At 43.7% G+C, this 18,190-nt stretch carries 14 protein-coding genes; 7 read left to right on the top strand and 7 right to left on the bottom strand.

Annotated features, from left to right (window positions below; genetic code table 11):
* Positions 1 to 12: 12 nt before the first annotated feature.
* Genes QXD64_04275 through QXD64_04260 form a run of 4 tightly spaced genes read right to left on the bottom strand, consistent with a single transcriptional unit; the run spans position 13 to position 5,695 of the window.
* Entirely contained in the window at positions 13 to 3,351 is a 3,339-nt protein-coding gene (locus tag QXD64_04275; protein ID MEM3396531.1) for a hypothetical protein, read from the bottom strand.
* A 32-nt stretch (positions 3,352 to 3,383) separates the two neighbouring features.
* Positions 3,384 to 3,956: a Maf family protein gene (locus QXD64_04270; GenBank protein ID MEM3396530.1), complete on the bottom strand. Its 573-nt coding sequence runs from the start codon at positions 3,954 to 3,956 to the stop codon at positions 3,384 to 3,386.
* A gap of 1 nt (position 3,957) precedes the next feature.
* Positions 3,958 to 4,779, bottom strand: coding sequence for an ABC transporter permease subunit (locus QXD64_04265; protein MEM3396529.1), 822 nt, complete (start codon positions 4,777 to 4,779; stop codon positions 3,958 to 3,960).
* Positions 4,772 to 5,695, bottom strand: coding sequence for an ABC transporter ATP-binding protein (locus QXD64_04260; protein ID MEM3396528.1), 924 nt, complete (start codon positions 5,693 to 5,695; stop codon positions 4,772 to 4,774). Before QXD64_04260 ends, QXD64_04265 begins: the two co-directional genes overlap by 8 nt.
* Positions 5,696 to 5,811: 116 nt before the next feature.
* On the opposite strand from QXD64_04260, the gene QXD64_04255 reads away from it, so the two are divergent.
* The 6 genes from QXD64_04255 to QXD64_04230 all read left to right on the top strand — a co-directional run bounded on the left by QXD64_04255 (position 5,812) and on the right by QXD64_04230 (position 13,949).
* Positions 5,812 to 6,231, top strand: a complete 420-nt coding sequence (locus tag QXD64_04255) for a hypothetical protein (GenBank protein ID MEM3396527.1) — start codon at positions 5,812 to 5,814, stop codon at positions 6,229 to 6,231.
* Positions 6,231 to 6,914 carry an ATPase domain-containing protein gene (locus tag QXD64_04250; protein ID MEM3396526.1) on the top strand — a complete coding sequence of 228 codons (684 nt, stop codon included), beginning with the start codon at positions 6,231 to 6,233 and terminating at the stop codon, positions 6,912 to 6,914. The genes QXD64_04255 and QXD64_04250 overlap by 1 nt, the downstream gene beginning before the upstream one ends.
* Before the next feature lie 5 nt (positions 6,915 to 6,919).
* Positions 6,920 to 8,050: an AAA family ATPase gene (locus tag QXD64_04245; GenBank protein ID MEM3396525.1), complete on the top strand. Its 1,131-nt coding sequence runs from the start codon at positions 6,920 to 6,922 to the stop codon at positions 8,048 to 8,050.
* Positions 8,051 to 8,406: 356 nt separating this feature from the next.
* Complete coding sequence (locus tag QXD64_04240) at positions 8,407 to 9,282, top strand: type II restriction endonuclease (GenBank protein MEM3396524.1); 876 nt, start codon at positions 8,407 to 8,409, stop codon at positions 9,280 to 9,282.
* The gene (locus tag QXD64_04235; GenBank protein ID MEM3396523.1) at positions 9,260 to 11,137 is read left to right on the top strand and encodes a hypothetical protein; all 1,878 of its coding nucleotides are present in this window, start codon (positions 9,260 to 9,262) and stop codon (positions 11,135 to 11,137) included. Before QXD64_04240 ends, QXD64_04235 begins: the two co-directional genes overlap by 23 nt.
* A gap of 52 nt (positions 11,138 to 11,189) precedes the next feature.
* Positions 11,190 to 13,949 carry a DEAD/DEAH box helicase gene (locus QXD64_04230; GenBank protein ID MEM3396522.1) on the top strand — a complete coding sequence of 920 codons (2,760 nt, stop codon included), beginning with the start codon at positions 11,190 to 11,192 and terminating at the stop codon, positions 13,947 to 13,949.
* A gap of 5 nt (positions 13,950 to 13,954) precedes the next feature.
* Here the strand turns inward: QXD64_04230 and QXD64_04225 are convergent, their stop codons facing one another.
* From QXD64_04225 to QXD64_04215, 3 genes are read right to left on the bottom strand one after another with little or no spacing between them, the layout of a single operon-like run.
* Complete coding sequence (locus QXD64_04225) at positions 13,955 to 14,485, bottom strand: winged helix-turn-helix transcriptional regulator (GenBank protein MEM3396521.1); 531 nt, start codon at positions 14,483 to 14,485, stop codon at positions 13,955 to 13,957.
* 2 nt (positions 14,486 to 14,487) lie between these two features.
* Complete coding sequence (locus tag QXD64_04220) at positions 14,488 to 14,751, bottom strand: hypothetical protein (protein MEM3396520.1); 264 nt, start codon at positions 14,749 to 14,751, stop codon at positions 14,488 to 14,490.
* 38 nt (positions 14,752 to 14,789) lie between these two features.
* Positions 14,790 to 16,628: a carboxypeptidase-like regulatory domain-containing protein gene (locus QXD64_04215; protein ID MEM3396519.1), complete on the bottom strand. Its 1,839-nt coding sequence runs from the start codon at positions 16,626 to 16,628 to the stop codon at positions 14,790 to 14,792.
* Positions 16,629 to 16,729: 101 nt separating this feature from the next.
* Here QXD64_04215 and purD point away from each other — a divergent pair, with 101 nt between their 5' ends.
* A complete protein-coding gene (gene purD / locus QXD64_04210; GenBank protein MEM3396518.1) occupies positions 16,730 to 18,073 on the top strand; it encodes a phosphoribosylamine--glycine ligase in 1,344 nt (447 codons plus the stop codon).
* Positions 18,074 to 18,190 lie beyond the last annotated feature (117 nt).

Here is an 18,190-nt window from a genome sequence, read left to right as displayed (position 1 = left end):
ATTTGGCGTTGCTCAATACTTTTTTTCTCCCCCTTTCTTTGGTTTATCCCGCCAGTATAAAAATGCCTCTAAAGATGCAATGACAATAACTGTCAGTATCACAAATCCTGCGGCAGTTATTTCCTTTGTCCAGCTCTTCTCAACCTCAATCACAAACTTCTTTTCTGTTGTGAGACCTCTATCATCTATGGCACGAAGTGTGAGCGTGTGTTTTCCTGGTGAAACCTGGGCGAGGTCTATGGTTGCACTCCAGTTGTTCCCAGGAGTGATGTTGACCCAATCTCCAGTGTCCATCCTATACTGAAGTGAGACCACATTTCCATCCACATCTGAAACACTGCCCTCAACTACAAGAACACCTGAAAGTTTTTCAGATAGATCTGTCGTGAGTGCAATCACTGGCGGGTCGTTTACCTCCATGACCTCTACAACAAACCAGTTTGAATAAGTTGTCTGGTTCAATGTATCCCTGGCAATAATGCGCAGTTTCACATTTCCATACCAATTCTCAGTTTTTCTTGCATCCACACCGAGATAATGCTCTTCGTAGATGTATGCCTCCACAAAACTTCCGTTATCACCTTTTTCCACAGTGTAATTGATTGAATCCACATCCTCAAAGTATTTTCGGAGGTCAATGAGCGTATCCTTTTTTGTATCCTCACTTATAGATACATCTGGTATCTGAGAAAGAAGTACAGGTGCCAGATTCTCTTTCAGAGTTTCTTTTCCGAAAACAAGCGAGAGTGTGAAGTTCCCATTCCCCTCAACTTCCACATACTTTGCATGGGCAACTGTGCCTGCACCACAGATGCTTGCATTTCTCATTATCAATTTCAGGGCTGTGTCTTGATTTGCATACCCAAACGAATTCTCTGTTGTGTTCACCAGTTCCGAGAGTTTCGCAGTCCCATTGCGGAGCATATTCTTGAGGTCTGGGGAGAAGGCAACTCTGGTTTTTGCTGCAGAGCTATAGCTGGCATTCAGCACATTGTTTTTCAACTCAAACTTCTTTGTAAGTGTTCCATGGGTGAAAGCGAGTGTAGAGTTTGCCAGAATTACATCGTAAAACTCATTTTCGGTTCCCATGTCCTCAAACGGATAGGTTTTTGAGCCCTCGAGGTATTTTGCACCTGGATAATAGTGTGTGTTTGAAGTAGTTGAGGAAATTATGTCTGTGTATGCATCTCTCTCGTCGAGATAACCAGTTGGCTGATTGCCCACAAGCTGGGTGCCGTTGCTGTTGATTGCAAAAACGAGCTTGCCACCGCGTTTCTCAAAAACGCAGAACACATACTGGTTTGCAAGCAAATACTCATCATTGCCGTCCAAATCCACATCCATTGCTCTGGTTCCATTCCATCTGGCGTTGAGCCATTCATCAGCATAGTAGTAAATTGCTGCAGTTCTTATGTGAGCTGCCTGCTCCTTCTGCCAGTAGGAAATTTGGCTGGAAACACCACCTGGTAAATCCCGCCATGCCGTTTCATAAAGCATGTTGGAAAAGGTTTTTCTGGCCAGTTCAAACAGCGGACTTTGTTCTGGAATCTGCTTTATCAATTCCCAGGTTTTTCCAATGAGCGTTGTATTTGTTTTCCGGTCCCCAAGTTTTGTATTCGTGTCTGTAGGAATGTAGTTGTAGTAAGATGGAGTGGTGCATTCATGCAGAGGGTCATAGTACCAGGCATCGTAGAGATTGTAGGTGTCGTGAGGTGCTACATCACTTCTTCCAAGCGTTCCCATGTTCCTTGATAGCCAGAAGTATGTGCAGTCCCCGATGTTCAGAGTGCCTGCCGGTTGCCAGTTTTTAGCCAGCAACTCATCTAACCCAAGGCACTCTATCCACTGATGCTGGGCAATCCAGCCAATGTTAGAATCGTAGGCGTAAATCACTTCCGGGCCTCCCCAGTCGGGGATGTTGCCGCACACCTTTTCCCAGTCATCCATGTAGAGGTAGTATTGCTCCTGATCTGCATCCCTCGCAAGCTGGCTGAATTTTTCTCGCATATTAATGCTCAAACCATTGTCAGTTAATCTGAAAAGTTGTTCCTGGATATTGTATTTGTCAAATGTATTGTTGCCTCTGTTGCTAATGAAGAGAAGCTTAAGCCCAGCAGGGGTCTTATAGACCTTTGTCTCTTTTGTGTAGCCAGATGGCTCGGCATACCATTTGAACCCGTCCTCTGTGTCCACAATCACCGCCTGATAGCCAGCATCAAGAATTTGAGCATCAAAGTTTTTCCAATACACTCTTTCCGGCACCCAGGCAACAGGAATGCAGTTGTTGTAGTAAAGGAGATTGTATTCTCTTGAGTAATTCAATGACCAGGCATTCACTTCTGGAGGAATGTACTGAGGAATGTATTCTGTGTAATAGCCCCCAACCATCCGAACAATGCCTTTCTCCGCCAGAGAGCGCAGGTATGCATTGAAATCAGGTCTAAACCACTGGGCTGCTTCTGCCATTGTGCCTGAGACATGCAGGTTCACTGGCAGATTCCATTTTTCATGAATCTCAGGGACATTCCAGAACCCGTTACCGTTGCCGTCTCGCACAAAATCTGCAATGTTTTTTATGAACTGGTTCCCGTGATGCAGGAAAAGCACCTTTGCTGTGCCTGTGGTAGAATTGGAAGTCAAAGCACCCTTAAGGTAGCCAATGTCCCAGGGGAAACAGACAGGAATTGAATCTATTATGTCTGGCTTCCCGGGGATTTCACCTGCACCACCATCCGTACCATCCTTCGTTGTGAATACCTGGAAATTTATTTCTTTTCCATCTGTCCAGCCACATGCATGGAGCACATCCTTGTTAATCCTGACTTCAACGCTGTCCCACCTTGAGTGGTATGCTATGGCTTCGATGCTGTGGTTGTAGGTGGTTCCCCAGTCAGCAGTGTAAACTGCAAAATGTGTGGTGTCGTAAATGCAGATGGCGACACTCCATGGTGTATCTGTGCTGCACTCTGTGAAATCTGGTAGCCACTGCTGGGTTTGATTTGAGGTGAAGTTCAGGAGAAAATAAATATCCAGATTCCCAGTTTCTGCACCAAGGGCAAGGTCAAGAAGGTCAACACGGAGATAGATTGCATTCTTGCCTTCTCTGTAATAAAACGCCAGCAAGTCTCTGCTGTTGTCATAACCATCGTTCAGTTGGTAGGAATCGTAAGCACCGCCGAGCCCCTTGCAGTCCTCTTTTGCCCAATCGCGGAAATCTCCGTCAATTGCAATCTCACTTCCAGAAAGACCGGCATTTGTCCCCTTGTCCTCTTTCCCTCCAATCACATCCGTGGCTAGAGGTAATCCGGATAGCAAGAGCATCACGACAAGCAGCGCCGCAGACCCACGCATTGGTGCGGAGATGAGGTATGGGTATATAAGGGTTAATGGCGGGGAAAAATTGGGATTTCTAACTCAACGAGCATCTTATATGTTTTGGCAACAGGCAATCCCACCACATTGAAATAACATCCTTCTATTCTTTCCACGAACAAACTGGCTTTGCCCTGGATTCCATAGCCACCTGCCTTGTCTACCCATTCATTGGTGCTCAGATACCATTCTATCTCGGCTTCGCTTAATTTCCTGAAATACACCTTTGTCTCCTCAAAATCCACGAGTTCAACCTTCTTTGCCAGACAAACAACTGCAATCCCACTGACCACTGTGTGGGCCTTGCCTGAAAGCGTTGAGAGAAACTGGTAGGCAGCATCTCTCGTGGCGGGTTTCCCAAGCACCTTTTCATCAAGGAGCACAACAGTGTCAAAACCCAGCACCACATGTTCAGGATGCTTTGCTGCACAGCACCTCGCTTTAGCCAGTGCATTTTTCATCACGCCCTTATAGGCATCTTCACAAACGGCTTCCTCTACATCTGGCACACACTGGATAAAATCCAATCCAAGTTTCTCCAAAATCTCCTTTCTTCGCTCAGATGCAGATGCCAGCACGAGCATTTTACCATCTCCCGAGAAGCATCTTTTCCCGCTTAAAGGTTTTTACTGCGACAAAGCCAATTATGAAATCCAACGATGCCACAATGCCCGCAAAAATGTAGAGAAAGAACAAATTCACCTCAAGAATTCTGGTTGCTGAAAGCACAAACACCACAATCACAGGCACAACAACCAAGCTTCCAAGTTGCTGGGCTGCACGAACATCATTCACCTTTGTTGAAATCAACACATTGGACATTATGCTTAACAGTGAAATGAGCGGAGTGAGCAACCCCACTGACACAATCCAGAAGAAATCCGGCATGATATAGGTGCCGAAAATTGGATAAGTGAGAAAGTCAACTGTAACAGAGAAAAGCACAAAGGAGATGTAGGATGCAGTCACAGAAGGCAGAAAAGCTGAGAGCACCTTTCCCAGCAACAGGTCTCTTTCAGTTATTGGTGTGGCAAGAAGGACTTCAATCGTCCTTGCGTTCTTTTCTCCAACAAAACTATGGGCTGCGATTACAGAGGGAATCACGGCAGGAATGACCATGAAAAATGGGATGAAGGCATTCAGCACCAAAACAATCAGAAGCTGTTTGGGTGTGAGCGATTCCAGTGGAATCGGGGAATGGAGTGAGGCATTCTGAATTTTGGTTATGTCGAGGGTGTAATCCTCCAGGTTCATCCCTGCAATTGGCACAAGCGTCACGATGGGCATTATCACAGCCATCACCATGGGCAGCAGGAAAAGTGGAATTGTAATCAATGGATTGGATTTAAGTTCGTCAATGTCCTTGTGGAAGATTACCGCATACAACCTTGCTTTTTTCTTACCCATTTTGGTTCACCAGCTTCATGTACACATCTTCAAGCGTTGCATTCTCCTTTTCCACAAACTGAATTTTCACATTCTGGCTTACGAGAAACGAGACAATCTCTGGGTTCTCCTGTTCTGGCCTCACAGTAGCAAACACAATTTTGTTTTTTTCTCTGCCCAAGTATTTTTGCCCAAACCTCTCCTTCAGTGCTTGCTCCAGCCCATCTGAAACTTCATTCACAAAGACCACAGTTCTCACAGAAAAAAGTTTCTGGATAAGCTCCGATGGTTTTCCTGCACCAAGGGGTTTCGTGCTCAACACCACAATTTCATCGCAAAGTTCCTGGGCTTCATGCAGATTGTGAGTTGCAAGAAGGATGCCTCTGTTTGAATTCCTGAGTTGCATTATGAACTCCCGCACGGTCTTCGCAGAGGCAGGGTCAAGTGATGCCGTTGGTTCATCCAGCAACAGGTAATTTGGATTGTGAACTATTGCTCTGGCAATTGCAATTTTTTGCTTCATTCCCTTTGAGTAGGTTTTTACCTTTTGCTCCATTCGTTTCTCAATCCCTAACATTTCAAGCAATTCCTCAACCTTTGGCTCAATTTCCTCCTTCCTCATTCCATAGAGCTGGGCAATGTAGTAGAGATTTTTGTAAGCACTCAGTCCTTCGTAAAGTGCTGGATTTTCTGGCAGGAAACCAATTTTTCGTTTCATTTCTCCTGCTCTCCCATCATCCAACATGCTGCAGCCATCAACTGTGACTCTACCAGCACTGGGCTTGAGAAGTCCTAGAATAAGACGCATTGTTGTGGTCTTCCCAGCACCATTGGGTCCGATAAGACCCAGAACCATCCCTGGCTTCAGCTCAAATGTGAGGTTTTGGACAGCAGTCCTGCCATTAAATTTTTTTGAGAGATTGTTAACAGATAGCATTTTCAAATTGAGAATTACCAAAAGGTTAGAAATAGTTTGTGTTTGCAGCTTTTCTTTCAACCTACCATAAAGTATAAATTCCCTCCTGCAATCTCCCCTGCAGTGAAGGTGATATTTTGAATGGTGAAACGCAGGTGGTGCATCTCACAAAAGGAGATATTGTGGAATTGAAGAAGGTTGTGGACTCTGTTGTTACTGTTGCCTCCCATGGAGTTTTCTACCGTACAGGGCTCGGGATTGGCCAGCGAATAGCAACCTCTCTTGATGGAAAAAATTATTTTCAGGAAGTGAGTGACATTCTCAGGAGAGAGGGGTGGATAAAGGAGATAAAGTTCATGGAAGATGGGGCTGTTGTTGTAAAGGGCTCAATTGAATCTGTGCCTTCCCACATGGAAACCTGCCATATTTTGCGAGGCATAATCGCAGCAATTTACCAGAAACATCTAAATTCAAGAAATGTATATTGTGCAGAATATAAGTGCGAAAGTTTGGGAAATCCCAACTGCGAGTTTAAAATTGAAGCAGAGGTGATATAATGCCTGAAATAACAAGAGTAAGTTCAGGAATTCCTGGATTGGATGAAATGATTATGGGTGGTTTTCCAAAACCCTCAGCCATTCTTATTGCAGGTGAGCCGGGCACAGGTAAAACCACATTTTCAGTTCAATCCCTGTTCTATGGTGCGAAGAAAGGTGAGACCTGCGTCTACATTACTGCAATTTCAGAACCACAGTGGGTGGTCCAGCGCTTCCTATCTACCTTCAAATTCTTTGAGAAAACGCCCATTGAAAAAGGAAAAATTGTGTTCATCGACCTCGGAAGGAACCTGATGGAAAACCCGAGAGGCATTCTTTCCACGATGAAGGCAAAGATTGAGAAATACAATCCAGATAGACTTGTGATTGACCCAATTACCCCGATTAAAAATGCATGGGAGAAATCAGGTGAAACAAGAGAATTACTTCACGAACTTCTTGCCTACTTGAAGGCATTTAACTGCACTTCGCTTCTTACCGCTGAACTTACATATACAGACATACCACGAAGCTTGGAAGGATACATGGTGGATGGCATCATCGTGCTGTCCTATCCTGAAATAGAAAATGTCAGAAGAAAATACCTTGAAGTTCTGAAAATGAGGGGGACAAAGCACATTACGGGAAGACAACTTGTGGACATTACAACAGAGGGCTTCTCTGTGCAGCCAGGGTTAAGATAAGCTCTATGGCTAAAATCTGCACAGACCACAGTAAACTTTCATTTGATTATGTGCCTGCTAGATTGCCCTGCAGAGAACACCAGATGGAAGAACTCAGAAACCTTTTTCAGCACACAATTGCAAGCAGAGCAACCCAGAACGCAATTCTCCAAGGGCCAGTAGGCACTGGAAAAACCGTGACTGCAAAAAAATTCTGCATTGATTTCAAAAGCCACTGTCTTGCAAATAAAACCACATTTGAGTATGTGCACCTCAACTGCAGACAGAAGATGACAGAATTGAATGTGATGATTGGACTTATTCGAAATTTCCAGCCAGATTTTCCGGACAGGGGCTTTTCAGTGCAGGACATTCTGGAGATTCTGGGGAGGGTGTTAAACGAACGAAAACTTCATTTGTTGGTGGTGCTGGATGAAGTGGATGCTGTCCTCAGGAAGAAAGGAGACATTGTCTACAATCTAACAAGAATGAATGAAGGGATTTTGAAGGAAGGAAAGCTCTCGCTCCTGCTCATTTCCCAGATAAACATTTTCCCATTCCTGGATTCATCTTCTCTGAGCACTCTTAAAAGAACAAACATCGTGAGATTTGAGAGGTACTTGCCAGATGAACTTTACAAAATTCTCCTTGCAAGAGCAGAGGAATGCCTTGTAAAAGGAAGTTATTCTGACGAAATTCTCAAGTTTATCGCAGAAATTGCTGGTGAAACTGGTGATGCAAGGCATGCAATTGAGTTGCTTGAAAACGCTGTGATTGCTGCGGAGGCAAAGAACGCAAAGGAAATTGTATTTGAGGATGTGCGAACTGCAAGAGCAAGAGAAGGTGGAATCGACATGGAAACAATAAAGGGTCTTGAAAAACATGAGAAACTTACATTACTGGCAGTTGCTCAGACAACCAAAAATCGTTCATCTGTGACCACTGGAGAGGTTGAGAGACAGTACGAAAGTTTGTGTGAAATTTATGGGGAGAAAAAACGGGGGCATACTCAATTCTGGAAGTATTTGAAAAATCTTGCTGACATGGGCCTGATTTCCACGAAAACCGAGCACAAGCAGGGCACCACTACGCTTGTCTCGTTGACCGAGGGCTCTTCTGCACAGATAGAGGAATTTGTAGAAAAGATGTTGAGGTGATTTTGCAAGGGAATATGGAAAGTTAATATTTTGTCGTCAGCTCCTAATTAATTTGGCAGATAGTTAAAAAGTGAAACCTACATATTCGCGCCTACATTAGGTTCGTTAATAGATGCTTAGGAAAGAAAGAGAGGAGATACTACCTGGCTGTGTTATTTTTTGAAGTTACGAAAAGATGTAGCCATGATACTAAATGCCCCTGCTTTTTGAAAAGAATGAAAAAAGATGTTGGCTGAGAGGATAACCAGTAAGATAGAATAGATTACTTGACCTAGATTATAACAAATAAAAGTTTTGAAAGAAGGAAGGAAAAACTAAAAATCCACGATTGTGTATGCTCTCCCAAAGGGAAAAACATGTGCTCATTTGAACTGGGCTCAGCCACTGCAAAAGGTGGTTTTGAAAACGAAAAAGAAATTTGCGAGAAATTCAATAACTGGAAGAACGATGCTGAAGCAAAACGATGGTTAAGTATAATGGGATATGATGTCAACCAGATTGATTCTGTAGAAGCAATTCATATTCCAACTAGGTTAAAAAGGAAAGATGTAGAGCGACTGGGGCTAAGGGAGGACTATGAGCAGTTGATGCGATTTAAAAAAGCAGACGCCCAGATAAGAATCAAAATTGTGATGGGCGCAATTGTGAAAATAGAAAATTTATCTTTAAAAATGGTGACTGTCAGAAAAGACAAAAACACTCCTGGATACAATCAGGTGGATAAGAGATGGGTGGATACTTACCAGCAACTATGGGATTTTGATGACACTGTAGCCTATGGTCTAAAGTTATTTACAGGTGAAATAAGACCTCCTCCTGAGATAACAGCAAATGTGAAATTAAGAGATGAACGAAGAGTACTCTTGAATGAAATGCCAAAGGAACTAGCTGAGAGAATTGTAAATTTTTTCAGGGCAAACAAGATTCTTGTGGTCAGCGATATCTTGAAGGGTAGGGGTGGACTTTCAGCTAACTGGATGCTCGTAACCAAGCATTTTGAGTCGGAGAATATAACTGCTTGGGTATTGAAAGACATTAACACAACAATGAATTTTTTTGGAGGTGGAGAGGTCTATATAACCAGAGATGGTTCTCTCCGCATTGGAAGGATTACAATGCAAAGAAAGGGTGGAGATGCAGGGAGACCTACAGCCAATATGCTCCAGTTCAAAATAAAACCATGTGATTTGTTTAAAATAGGTGCAGAAAATGTTTGTTCTCGCCAAACTTAAGTTTGATTTGAGAGATGCAGATGAGACATATTTCGCAGAGAGAGAAATAGAAAGTTTGCTAAATACAAAGACACTGAGAGTAAGGACAATTGCCTCGTTACTTAAAGAGGAACCATTCAGATTGCTAGATGATGAAGTTGTGCACATAATGACACGGCTCACATATCTGGGAGAGGTACAAGGTTTTGTATCTGAAATTGATGGGATAAATCTATTGGATGTAGCAAAATGTGCCACTTTTTTCAGAGAGATTTATGCAATTTTTAGGTCTGAAGAAAAGGAGATCAGAGAGATGTTAAAAAAAGGAGGTATAGAGGAGATTAGACAATCTTTAGTAGAGGGAAAGAATACTGTTAATCCATATATCCAGATATTTGTTCAATCCATAACATCAACTGAAAAACTTGTGACTGTAAGAATAATTCCATTCCAGACCCTCTTTGAGTATGTGACAGAAGTTAAGAAACTGCCAGAGGCGGTATTTAGGCCAAAAGCAAGTGAAAACTGGGAAGAATACTTTGAAGAAAAGGAGAAAGGCATTGATAATGGAGTCAACCAGTTGCTTCTCCATTTGCAAAATGGACATTATCGCTCACCTCATTTTGGTCTCGGAAAAGAACACATCGGAGATTTTGTAGACTGGGCATCCACAGACCTCAGAAAGCCGTTTCTTCATTATCTACATAAGTATAAAGGCAAGGGAGACCCAAGAATTTCAAGGGCGCTTATAAATCTGCTCAGGGTAAAAGAAGGAGACACTATACTGGACCCTTTTGTTGGCTCCGGTGCCTTCATAGCGGATGCGCCGACGATGGGAATAAATGCTATTGGAATTGAAATTCTTGGTATAGGACAGCTCATAGCAGAAGTAAAGACAAACCTTGCATTAGACATGAAAAAACTGAGAAATGAAATTGTAAGAATATTTGAGCGTCTTGAGAAAGTTGAGGAATTCTGCCAGAATGAGAAACTAGAAATTGAAAGAATAAAGGAAGAGATTAAGGTGTATGCAGGTGAGCGAAATGGCTACAAAAAGATTGAGCCACATTTGGAGAAGGTTATTGGCATAAAAAAGATGATTGAAGATGTTGAGGATGAGAAGATACGAAAGTTTCTGCTTGTGTTATTGAGCCAACAAATTGTAGAATATTCTGACAAAGCTCGTGCGTGGGACATTGTGGGTTCTTTCAAGAGTTATGTGGAAGATAGATACCTAGTTCTCTATTCGACCCAGAAATTGGCAAAAATTCTGGGAGTATCTCTCAAAAAGGGAAAGGTAAGCATAATCAAAGGAGATTCTACAAATATGAGTATGCTTAAGGATGCTTCTATAGATGGCATCCTTACTTCTCCACCTTACTTTGACGCTCTGGATTACATTGGAAACAATCTTTTCCCTATCCTTGTCCTGGGGCTCAAAGATGACCTCGTCTGGGATTCAACTGTGAACCTCTACGAAAAGCGATTACAAGTAGCAAAATGCGGTGAAATCCTTCCCCTATATGCTTATGAACCGCAACACTTTCCACCGCTGAGTAAAAAATTGATTAACCTTTTAAAACGCTCAAAACGATGCCAGAAGGCAAATGTAGTAGAAAACTATCTCAAGATGATGATTGCTTCCTTCAAGGAATGCTACAGAGTGCTGAAGAAGGGAAAATATTACATTATGGTTGTAAGTAAGTATCACTCCTGGACTGTTAATGGGAAAGAGAGAGTGATTGAAACATCGCCGCTAATTGCAGAACTCGGAAAATCTGCCGGCTTCACATTGGTCGAAGTAATTCAGCATGGGCTTTCAAAAGCAGACGAAGGAAAGATAGGTGTAGAAGATATTCTTGTGTTCCAGAAGTGAGATTATTTTTTCTTCCCAAACCTTTTTATTGCTTGATAAATCTCTTTTTCGCATGAGCGTTTTCCAGCAGCTGCATCCTGAACTTCAGAAGGCAATCTCTGTTGCAGGCATCACGGAGCCAAGCAGTGTGCAGGAGAAAGGCATTCCCGCAGTGCTTTCTGGCAAAAATGTATTGCTCATTGCACCCACTGGAACTGGAAAAACAGAAGCAGGGCTTCTACCAGTGCTTCACAAAATTCTAACTGAAAAAAACGAGCCAGTTGCGTGCATCTACATCACACCATTACGTGCCCTCAATCGGGACATGCTCCGCAGAACCCAGGTGCTTTGCGAATCAGTGCACCTCAAAGTTGCAGTGAGGCACGGAGATACCACCCAATACGAGAGAGGCAAGCAAGCGGAAGACCCAGCCCACCTGCTCATCACCACACCCGAAACCTTCCAGATTCTCTTTCTCGGCAGGAAGCTGAGAAAGGCCTTGAAAAATGTTCGCTACATTGTGATTGACGAAATCCATGAGCTATGTGGAAATGAACGGGGCTACCAGCTTTCTGTTGCCTTAGAACGCCTAGAAAAATTATTTGGAAATGGAATTCAACGAATTGGACTTTCTGCAACCGTTGGAGAACCACAGGAAGTTGCAAAATTTCTTGCAGGAAACCAGAGGGCGTGTGAAATTGTTGACTGTGGAATGGAAAAACAGCTGAAAATAGAAGTGTGTATCCCTGCAGTAAAAGAAGAGGACAGAAAAAGGCAGTCGGAAAATCTAACACCAGAGAATGTGGCAGCAATGCGTGAAATTGCGGAAACAGTGGGACATCACAAAGGCGTTCTTGTTTTCGTGAACACACGAGCTGCAGCAGAATTTCTGGGCGTCCACATCCAGCATCTTTTCCCAGATATTAAAATTGCAGTGCACCATGGCTCGCTTGCAAAGGAGGTGAGAATAGAAAGTGAGGAATTGTTCAAGAAAGGGGAACTCAAAGCCATTATTGCCACCTCCTCGCTTGAACTCGGAATTGACATAGGACATGTTGACATGGTGGTCCAGTATAACAGTCCAAGGCAGGTAGGGCGACTTTTGCAAAGAATTGGAAGAAGTGGCCATGGGATTGGAAGAACCTCTGAGGGAAAAATTATCTGCGAGAATGCACTTGATGCCCTTGAGGCGGGAGTTCTTGCAAAAATGGGGATGGCTGGAAAAATTGAAAGCATAAGAATTCGTGAAAACCCACTTGCCGTGCTGGCAAATCAGATTGTGGCCCATGCTACCGCCGAAAAATCGTTTGAGATTGAGGAATTCTATGCACTCGTGAGAAATTCCTATCCTTTCAGAAATCTGAGTTCTGAGCAATATCTAGCAGTGCTCCATGAACTTGAAAGATTCCACAGAATTTTCATAAAAGAGAAGCGTGTGGAGGGCTCAAGAAGAGGGCGGGAGTATTTCTACAACAATATTTCAATGATTCCAGATGAGCGAACTTACAAGGTGCAGGACTTAAGCACGAGAAAAATAATTGCAGTACTGGATGAGTCCTTTGTTGTCCAAAATCTTGAAGTGGGGAAAGAGTTTGCGGTTAAAGGCAGTGTCTGGCTCGTGGAGGAGATTCACGACGATACCGTATTTGTTGTACCGAGCCAGAGTTTGGCAATGCCTCCCTTATGGACTGGCGAGGAAATTCCTGTACCTTTTGAATGTGCGATGGAAGCTGGAAGAATCCTTAGAACAAAAAACATTGATTGCGAGATTGATGAGAATGGAAAGATGGCAATTGAAGCACTCTCCAAACTTGAATGCTTGCCCCTGGATACTACAGTGCATGTGTGCTTACATGGAAAGAAGTGCGTGATTGCTTCAGCATTTGGCTCAAGGGTGAATGAAACCCTTGCGAGAGCAATCTCCATTCTGCTCACTGCAAAACTCGGTGAGAGCGTTGGATTTTCAGCTGAACCATACTGGATTGTGCTGGACCTTCCAAGACAACTGGAGATTGGGGAGTTGCAACAGACAATCGAAAATCTTGCAGCAAATGCACGAGGGCTGAGAAGAATAATAGAAAAAGGTGTTGGCGCAATTTCCTACTTCCGCTGGATTTTTGTGAATGTGGCAAAGAAGTTTGGCTTGATAGAACGTGATGCAGATTATAGCCAGATAAACATAGAGCGTTTCATTGATGCCTACCGTGACTCACTTGTGTTCAAGGAAGCTGTGGAAAAAACCGTTTTTGAGCATATGGATATTGAGACCACAATTTGCGTGCTTGAAAAAATTGCAATGAAGGAAATTACTGTGATTTACTATCCGCGTATCACTGGTTTCTGTGAAAGAGTGTTGGCGGAAACCCAGGGTTTTGTGCAGACCGAGATTTCAGCACAGCTCATTAATAGCGTGAAGACACGTCTCATGGACACAGATATGGTGCTCATCTGCATGTCATGTGGAACCACGCTTACCTATAAACTGAAAAACATAACCCGACTCTCCTGCCTGCGGTGTAATTCTGTGATGGTAGCTGGAATGCGAAAAGTGGAGAAAAGTATTATTGAGACCTGCAAAAAATACTTTGGTGCGAAAAAGGACCTGAAAGTGTTGAACAAAGCAGAGAAACGAAACATAGAACGTGCGTGGCTCTGTGCAAATCTTGTCAGAGATAATGGAAAAAATGCACTGCTTGCACTTGCTGGTAGAGGAATCGGGCCCGACACTGCAGCCAGAATCCTGTCAAGAAGTTATGAGAGCGAAGATGAACTCATCAAGGAAATAATCAGGGCAGAGATAAAGTATACCCAGACAAAGAAGTACTGGAAGTGAGATTTTCAGATATTTTCGTCTGAGGTGGTGGATGTCTCCAGCCACACCTCCAGAAATCTATCCACAAGTTTGTCCAGGAAGCTATGGCGATAGCGGATGATTGCATTCACTGTTCGCTCCTTCTCTGAAACAAAGTATCGGGTTCGCTCGCCTTCCACTGCATTCACCACTCCTTTTTTGCGAAGCAAGTCCAGATAAAAAGTGGTTGTGGACAAAGGGAGATTAAGTTCTCTTCCAATCTCTGCATGGGTGCTGCCAGGCTTGAGCAGAAGGTGGAGCACTATTCTCCTCGGTTTTTCCTGGCGCAAAACTGCCATCAACTCAAAATCTCTCGCATCAACTTCCTTTGTGTAATACCGTTTGTAATACCGCTCCTTAACACCGTAAATCAATCCCTCCTTCTCCATCCTGTTCAGGTGATAATCCAGTGTGCCAACCTCCAGCCCGAGTTTTCTCTGCAGTTCCCTGAAATGGATGCCTGGGATTTTCGCAATCAAAGAAAAAATGCTCCGCCTTACCTCCAGTTCCTGAAGCATCCCTATCCCTTGGTGAAGAGAGAAAATGCCAGGAGCGAGAGGATGCAGAGGTCAAAGAGGTAAAGGAACACAAGGGCATTGCCCTGGATGACCACAAACTGACTGACTGAGAGCCAGATACCTTTTACGAAAAACAATAGGAAGGCGAGAGATACAATCAGCAGCCTTCTGCTTTTCACCCGCATGTAGGTGATTATTGACAAAAAAAAGAGCACCACACTGAAAACCAGAATCACACCAGTCGCAAATGCTGTAACTTCCCACATACTACCACATCACAATAAATATAAAAAAGGTTTTTATTTCAGAACTTCTGTCTTTGCTTCCCGTTTCTCTGCCTGTACCAAAATACTGTAATCACTGCAATCGCTACAAGAATTCCGCATGTAAACCATAGAGCAATGTTCGCTGGTGAGGTGCCTAGAATCTTCACCAGTATTGTGCCTATCACCGTGGTAATGCCATCCGTTGCTTCTAGCGTAACCACTTCCTCGCCCTGCCAGTTCTCAGGGGCTTTGAGCAAAAGCTCGCCATTGGCTGAATTGTAAACCGCTGAAATATATTTTGTCTCTCTCACCCCAAACATAATTCTCTTGCCCTGAGGCACTGTGAACAATGTGGAGATGCTGAGCCGGAGTTCTGAGCCAGGGGAAAGCGTAACTTCCTGCTCACCTGTGAACTTGGGTGCTACCGTTGCATCCTTCGGCGGCGAGATCACATAACTGTCCTCTGTCCCATTACCTGGCAACACTGTGTTGTTGGTGATTGTTGTGAGTTTAATCTCAACGGAGAGTGTTGTCCCTTGCTCTACTTCTACCACTCCATTGTAGCCACCATAAGTTTCGTGGTAGGCATAGAGGGCATACTGTCCCGCGGGCACCGCAAGTGTGAATTTACCATTCTCATCTGTCACTGTGCTTGCTGCATAGTAACCATAGGTGGCATTTGTTGTTGCAGTTCCATTTGAGGGCAGTATGTCAACAATTTCCAGCAATGCATAAGCACTTACATATGCACCCTTCACCTTCTGTCCCTGTTCATTGTAAACTATGCCTGTTATCCATGCATCTGGTTCCGGTAGTTTCTCAAGCGAGATGTTCAGCCAGAGCGTTGTGTTTGCCTCAACAAAAACTGTCTCATAGTGTGGATAGAAACCCTCCGCAAAGACAGTGAGGGAAAGCCAGCCCGCAGGCACATCCACAGCATAGTTTCCTGCGCTATCAGTCACTCCAGAATACCTCCATGCACCAGGATAACTCCCATTGTAACCAGGTGTCTCTGAGCCCACCACACCATTACCTATGAAGTCATCAATACCTCCATAGTATTCAGAATAGCACACAAATTCTACCACTGCTCCCACAAGCGGTTCTTGTTCAGAAACAACCTTTCCCTGCACTTTAGACACAATCTCTGGCTCCTTGAACGGAAGCAGTCCTATGTCCATCTGCATCGTTGTGTTCGGAGGCACATTGACGGTTGTGGCATACTCGTAGTATCCCTCTGCATATGCGTGGACTACCAAAATTCCGCTATGCACATTCAGTTCATAGTTTCCATTTCCATCTGTCAACGCGGTGTTTTCGTAGGGATAGTAGAAACCTTCATTTGAGCTTATTCCAGACCAGGCATACACAGTAGCGTTTGCAATAGGGCTTCCATCTGACTGGTCCAACACCCTTCCTTTCACAGTTGAATCTGGTTCTGGCATTGTATCAAGTGCAATCTCCACATAAAATGTCGCATTTGCGTCGCTAACAGTTATGCTCATGCTTTCTGGCATGTAGTTCTCTGCATAAACATAGATGTAGTATGTGTCTGGAATTACCTGTACTGCAAAATTCCCGTTTCCATCTGTCTCGCCATAGAAATACCATGTCTCATTCCCAACTGTCCCATTGTAGTAAATATCGCCAAGTCGCTTCCCTGTTATTGAAGCACCAGCAATTGGCGTCCAGTTTTTTCCATCAATCACATGAAAAGAGAGGTTCACTAATTCTACTGTGCCAGATGGAAATTTCAGCTCCCTCAAATCCAGAACCCTTGCACTCTCTCGTTCGTTCGCACCCATGACGCCATACATTCCTGCAAATAGCAGGCAGAGCACCAAGCTTGTTGCAACAATTACAATTTTTTTGTGCATGTTTATCACCTCTGCTTTCTTTACCCATGATTTATATATCTGAATTATGGAACAAACACTGAAGGAGTTAACCTAATATAATCAACCGTTATCTCTTTTCCATGCAAGCGAAAGTGCTGCTCATTGGTGGTGGTGGCAGGGAGCATGCGATTGCCAGTGCTCTTCATCGCACAGGTGCAAAAATTTTTGCAGCAATGCGAAACAAAAACCCCGGCATCATCAGAATCTCCGAAAAAGTGAGAATTGTGCAAGAAACCGATTTGAACACTGTGGTAGAATTCGGAAAACAGAATACAGTAGATTTTGCAGTCTGTGGCCCTGAAGACCCACTTGTACATGGACTTGCAGATGCCCTCCAGCAGCATGGAATTCCATGTGTTGGACCTGTTCAATCTGGCGCTAGAATCGAGGGCTCCAAATTGTTTGCAAGAGAATTGATGAAAAAGCACAAAATACCTGGTTGTGTGGATTACAGATTGGTGGAATCTGTCGAGGCGTTTGAAACTGCATTTAATGAACTGAACGGAAATATCGTGATAAAGCCCATTGGGTTGACAGGTGGCAAAGGAGTGAAGGTGATGGGTGAGCATTTGCACACGATTGAGGATGCGAAAAATTATGCAAAAGAGATAATTGAGAAAAAGATTGGTCAAAGCCAGAGCTTGCTTGTTGAGGAAAAGGTTGAGGGAGAGGAGTTCACGCTCCAGGCATTTGTGAACGAGAAATCTGTTTGCTTTTCGCCGCTTGTGCAGGACCACAAAAGATTGCTAGAAGGTGATGCAGGCCCAAACACTGGAGGCATGGGTTCTTATTCTTGCGAGGATTTTTCATTGCCATTTTTAAGTGCAGATGACTTGACCATGGCAAAGGAGATAATTGTTAAAACTGTGGAAACACTTAAGATGGAAGGAGTAAATTACAGGGGTTTTCTTTATGGCCAGTTTATGGCAACGAGAGATGGAGTTAAGGTGATTGAGTTCAACTGTCGGCTCGGAGACCCTGAGGCGATGAATGTGCTCACGCTCTTTTCCTCTGACTTTACAGAACTTTGCTGGAAAATTGCAAAAGGTGAGAGTTTCTCCCAACCAGATTTTGAGAGAAAGGCAACGGTGTGCAAGTACATTGTGCCTGAGGGCTATGGGATAAAGCCGCTGGCTAATGAAGAAATTAGTGTGGACGAAACAGGAATAGTTAACGCTGGCTGTGTTCCCTACTACGCAATGGTGAATGAAGAAAACGGAAAGGTCTACACCACAACCTCCAGAGCAATTGCAGTTGTTGGCATCGGAGAAACAGTGGAGCAAGCAGAACAAAAGGCAGAAAATGCCCTGAAATTTGTGCGTGGGAAAGTTTTTATGAGACATGACATTGGTAAAATGGAATTAATAAGAAAAAGAGTTAAACATATGGCTGAGGTAAGAGGAAAATATCAATGTGAGCGTTAAATTATATACTCTTCCCATCAATTTTTTCTGTCTATTGGCAAAGATTTATTTACTATGGGGGCTTTATTACTGCTGACACCTGCACTTCAAAACACCTGTATAATGGGGAGGATTTGT

The sequence above is a fragment of the Thermoplasmata archaeon genome (assembly GCA_038874435.1).
In the GTDB taxonomy this organism is placed as follows: domain Archaea; phylum Thermoplasmatota; class Thermoplasmata; order Lutacidiplasmatales; family SKW197; genus SKW197.
The sequence above is the reverse complement of the archived record's forward strand: the minus strand, read 5'-3'. Positions and strand labels throughout refer to the sequence as shown.

Excerpts from the sequence above, each read along its gene's own strand:
- QXD64_04275 (MEM3396531.1), bottom strand. The coding sequence starts at position 3,351 with ATGCGTGGGTCTGCGGCGCTGCTTGTCGTGATGCTCTTGCTATCCGGA.
- QXD64_04230 (MEM3396522.1), top strand. The coding sequence starts at position 11,190 with ATGAGCGTTTTCCAGCAGCTGCATCCTGAACTTCAGAAGGCAATCTCT.
- QXD64_04235 (MEM3396523.1), top strand. The coding sequence starts at position 9,260 with ATGTTTGTTCTCGCCAAACTTAAGTTTGATTTGAGAGATGCAGATGAG.
- QXD64_04220 (MEM3396520.1), bottom strand. The coding sequence starts at position 14,751 with ATGTGGGAAGTTACAGCATTTGCGACTGGTGTGATTCTGGTTTTCAGT.
- purD (MEM3396518.1), top strand. The coding sequence starts at position 16,730 with ATGCAAGCGAAAGTGCTGCTCATTGGTGGTGGTGGCAGGGAGCATGCG.
- QXD64_04260 (MEM3396528.1), bottom strand. The coding sequence starts at position 5,695 with ATGCTATCTGTTAACAATCTCTCAAAAAAATTTAATGGCAGGACTGCT.
- QXD64_04245 (MEM3396525.1), top strand. The coding sequence starts at position 6,920 with ATGGCTAAAATCTGCACAGACCACAGTAAACTTTCATTTGATTATGTG.
- QXD64_04240 (MEM3396524.1), top strand. The coding sequence starts at position 8,407 with ATGTGCTCATTTGAACTGGGCTCAGCCACTGCAAAAGGTGGTTTTGAA.
- QXD64_04225 (MEM3396521.1), bottom strand. The coding sequence starts at position 14,485 with ATGCTTCAGGAACTGGAGGTAAGGCGGAGCATTTTTTCTTTGATTGCG.
- QXD64_04215 (MEM3396519.1), bottom strand. The coding sequence starts at position 16,628 with ATGCACAAAAAAATTGTAATTGTTGCAACAAGCTTGGTGCTCTGCCTG.
- QXD64_04250 (MEM3396526.1), top strand. The coding sequence starts at position 6,231 with ATGCCTGAAATAACAAGAGTAAGTTCAGGAATTCCTGGATTGGATGAA.
- QXD64_04270 (MEM3396530.1), bottom strand. The coding sequence starts at position 3,956 with ATGCTCGTGCTGGCATCTGCATCTGAGCGAAGAAAGGAGATTTTGGAG.
- QXD64_04265 (MEM3396529.1), bottom strand. The coding sequence starts at position 4,779 with ATGGGTAAGAAAAAAGCAAGGTTGTATGCGGTAATCTTCCACAAGGAC.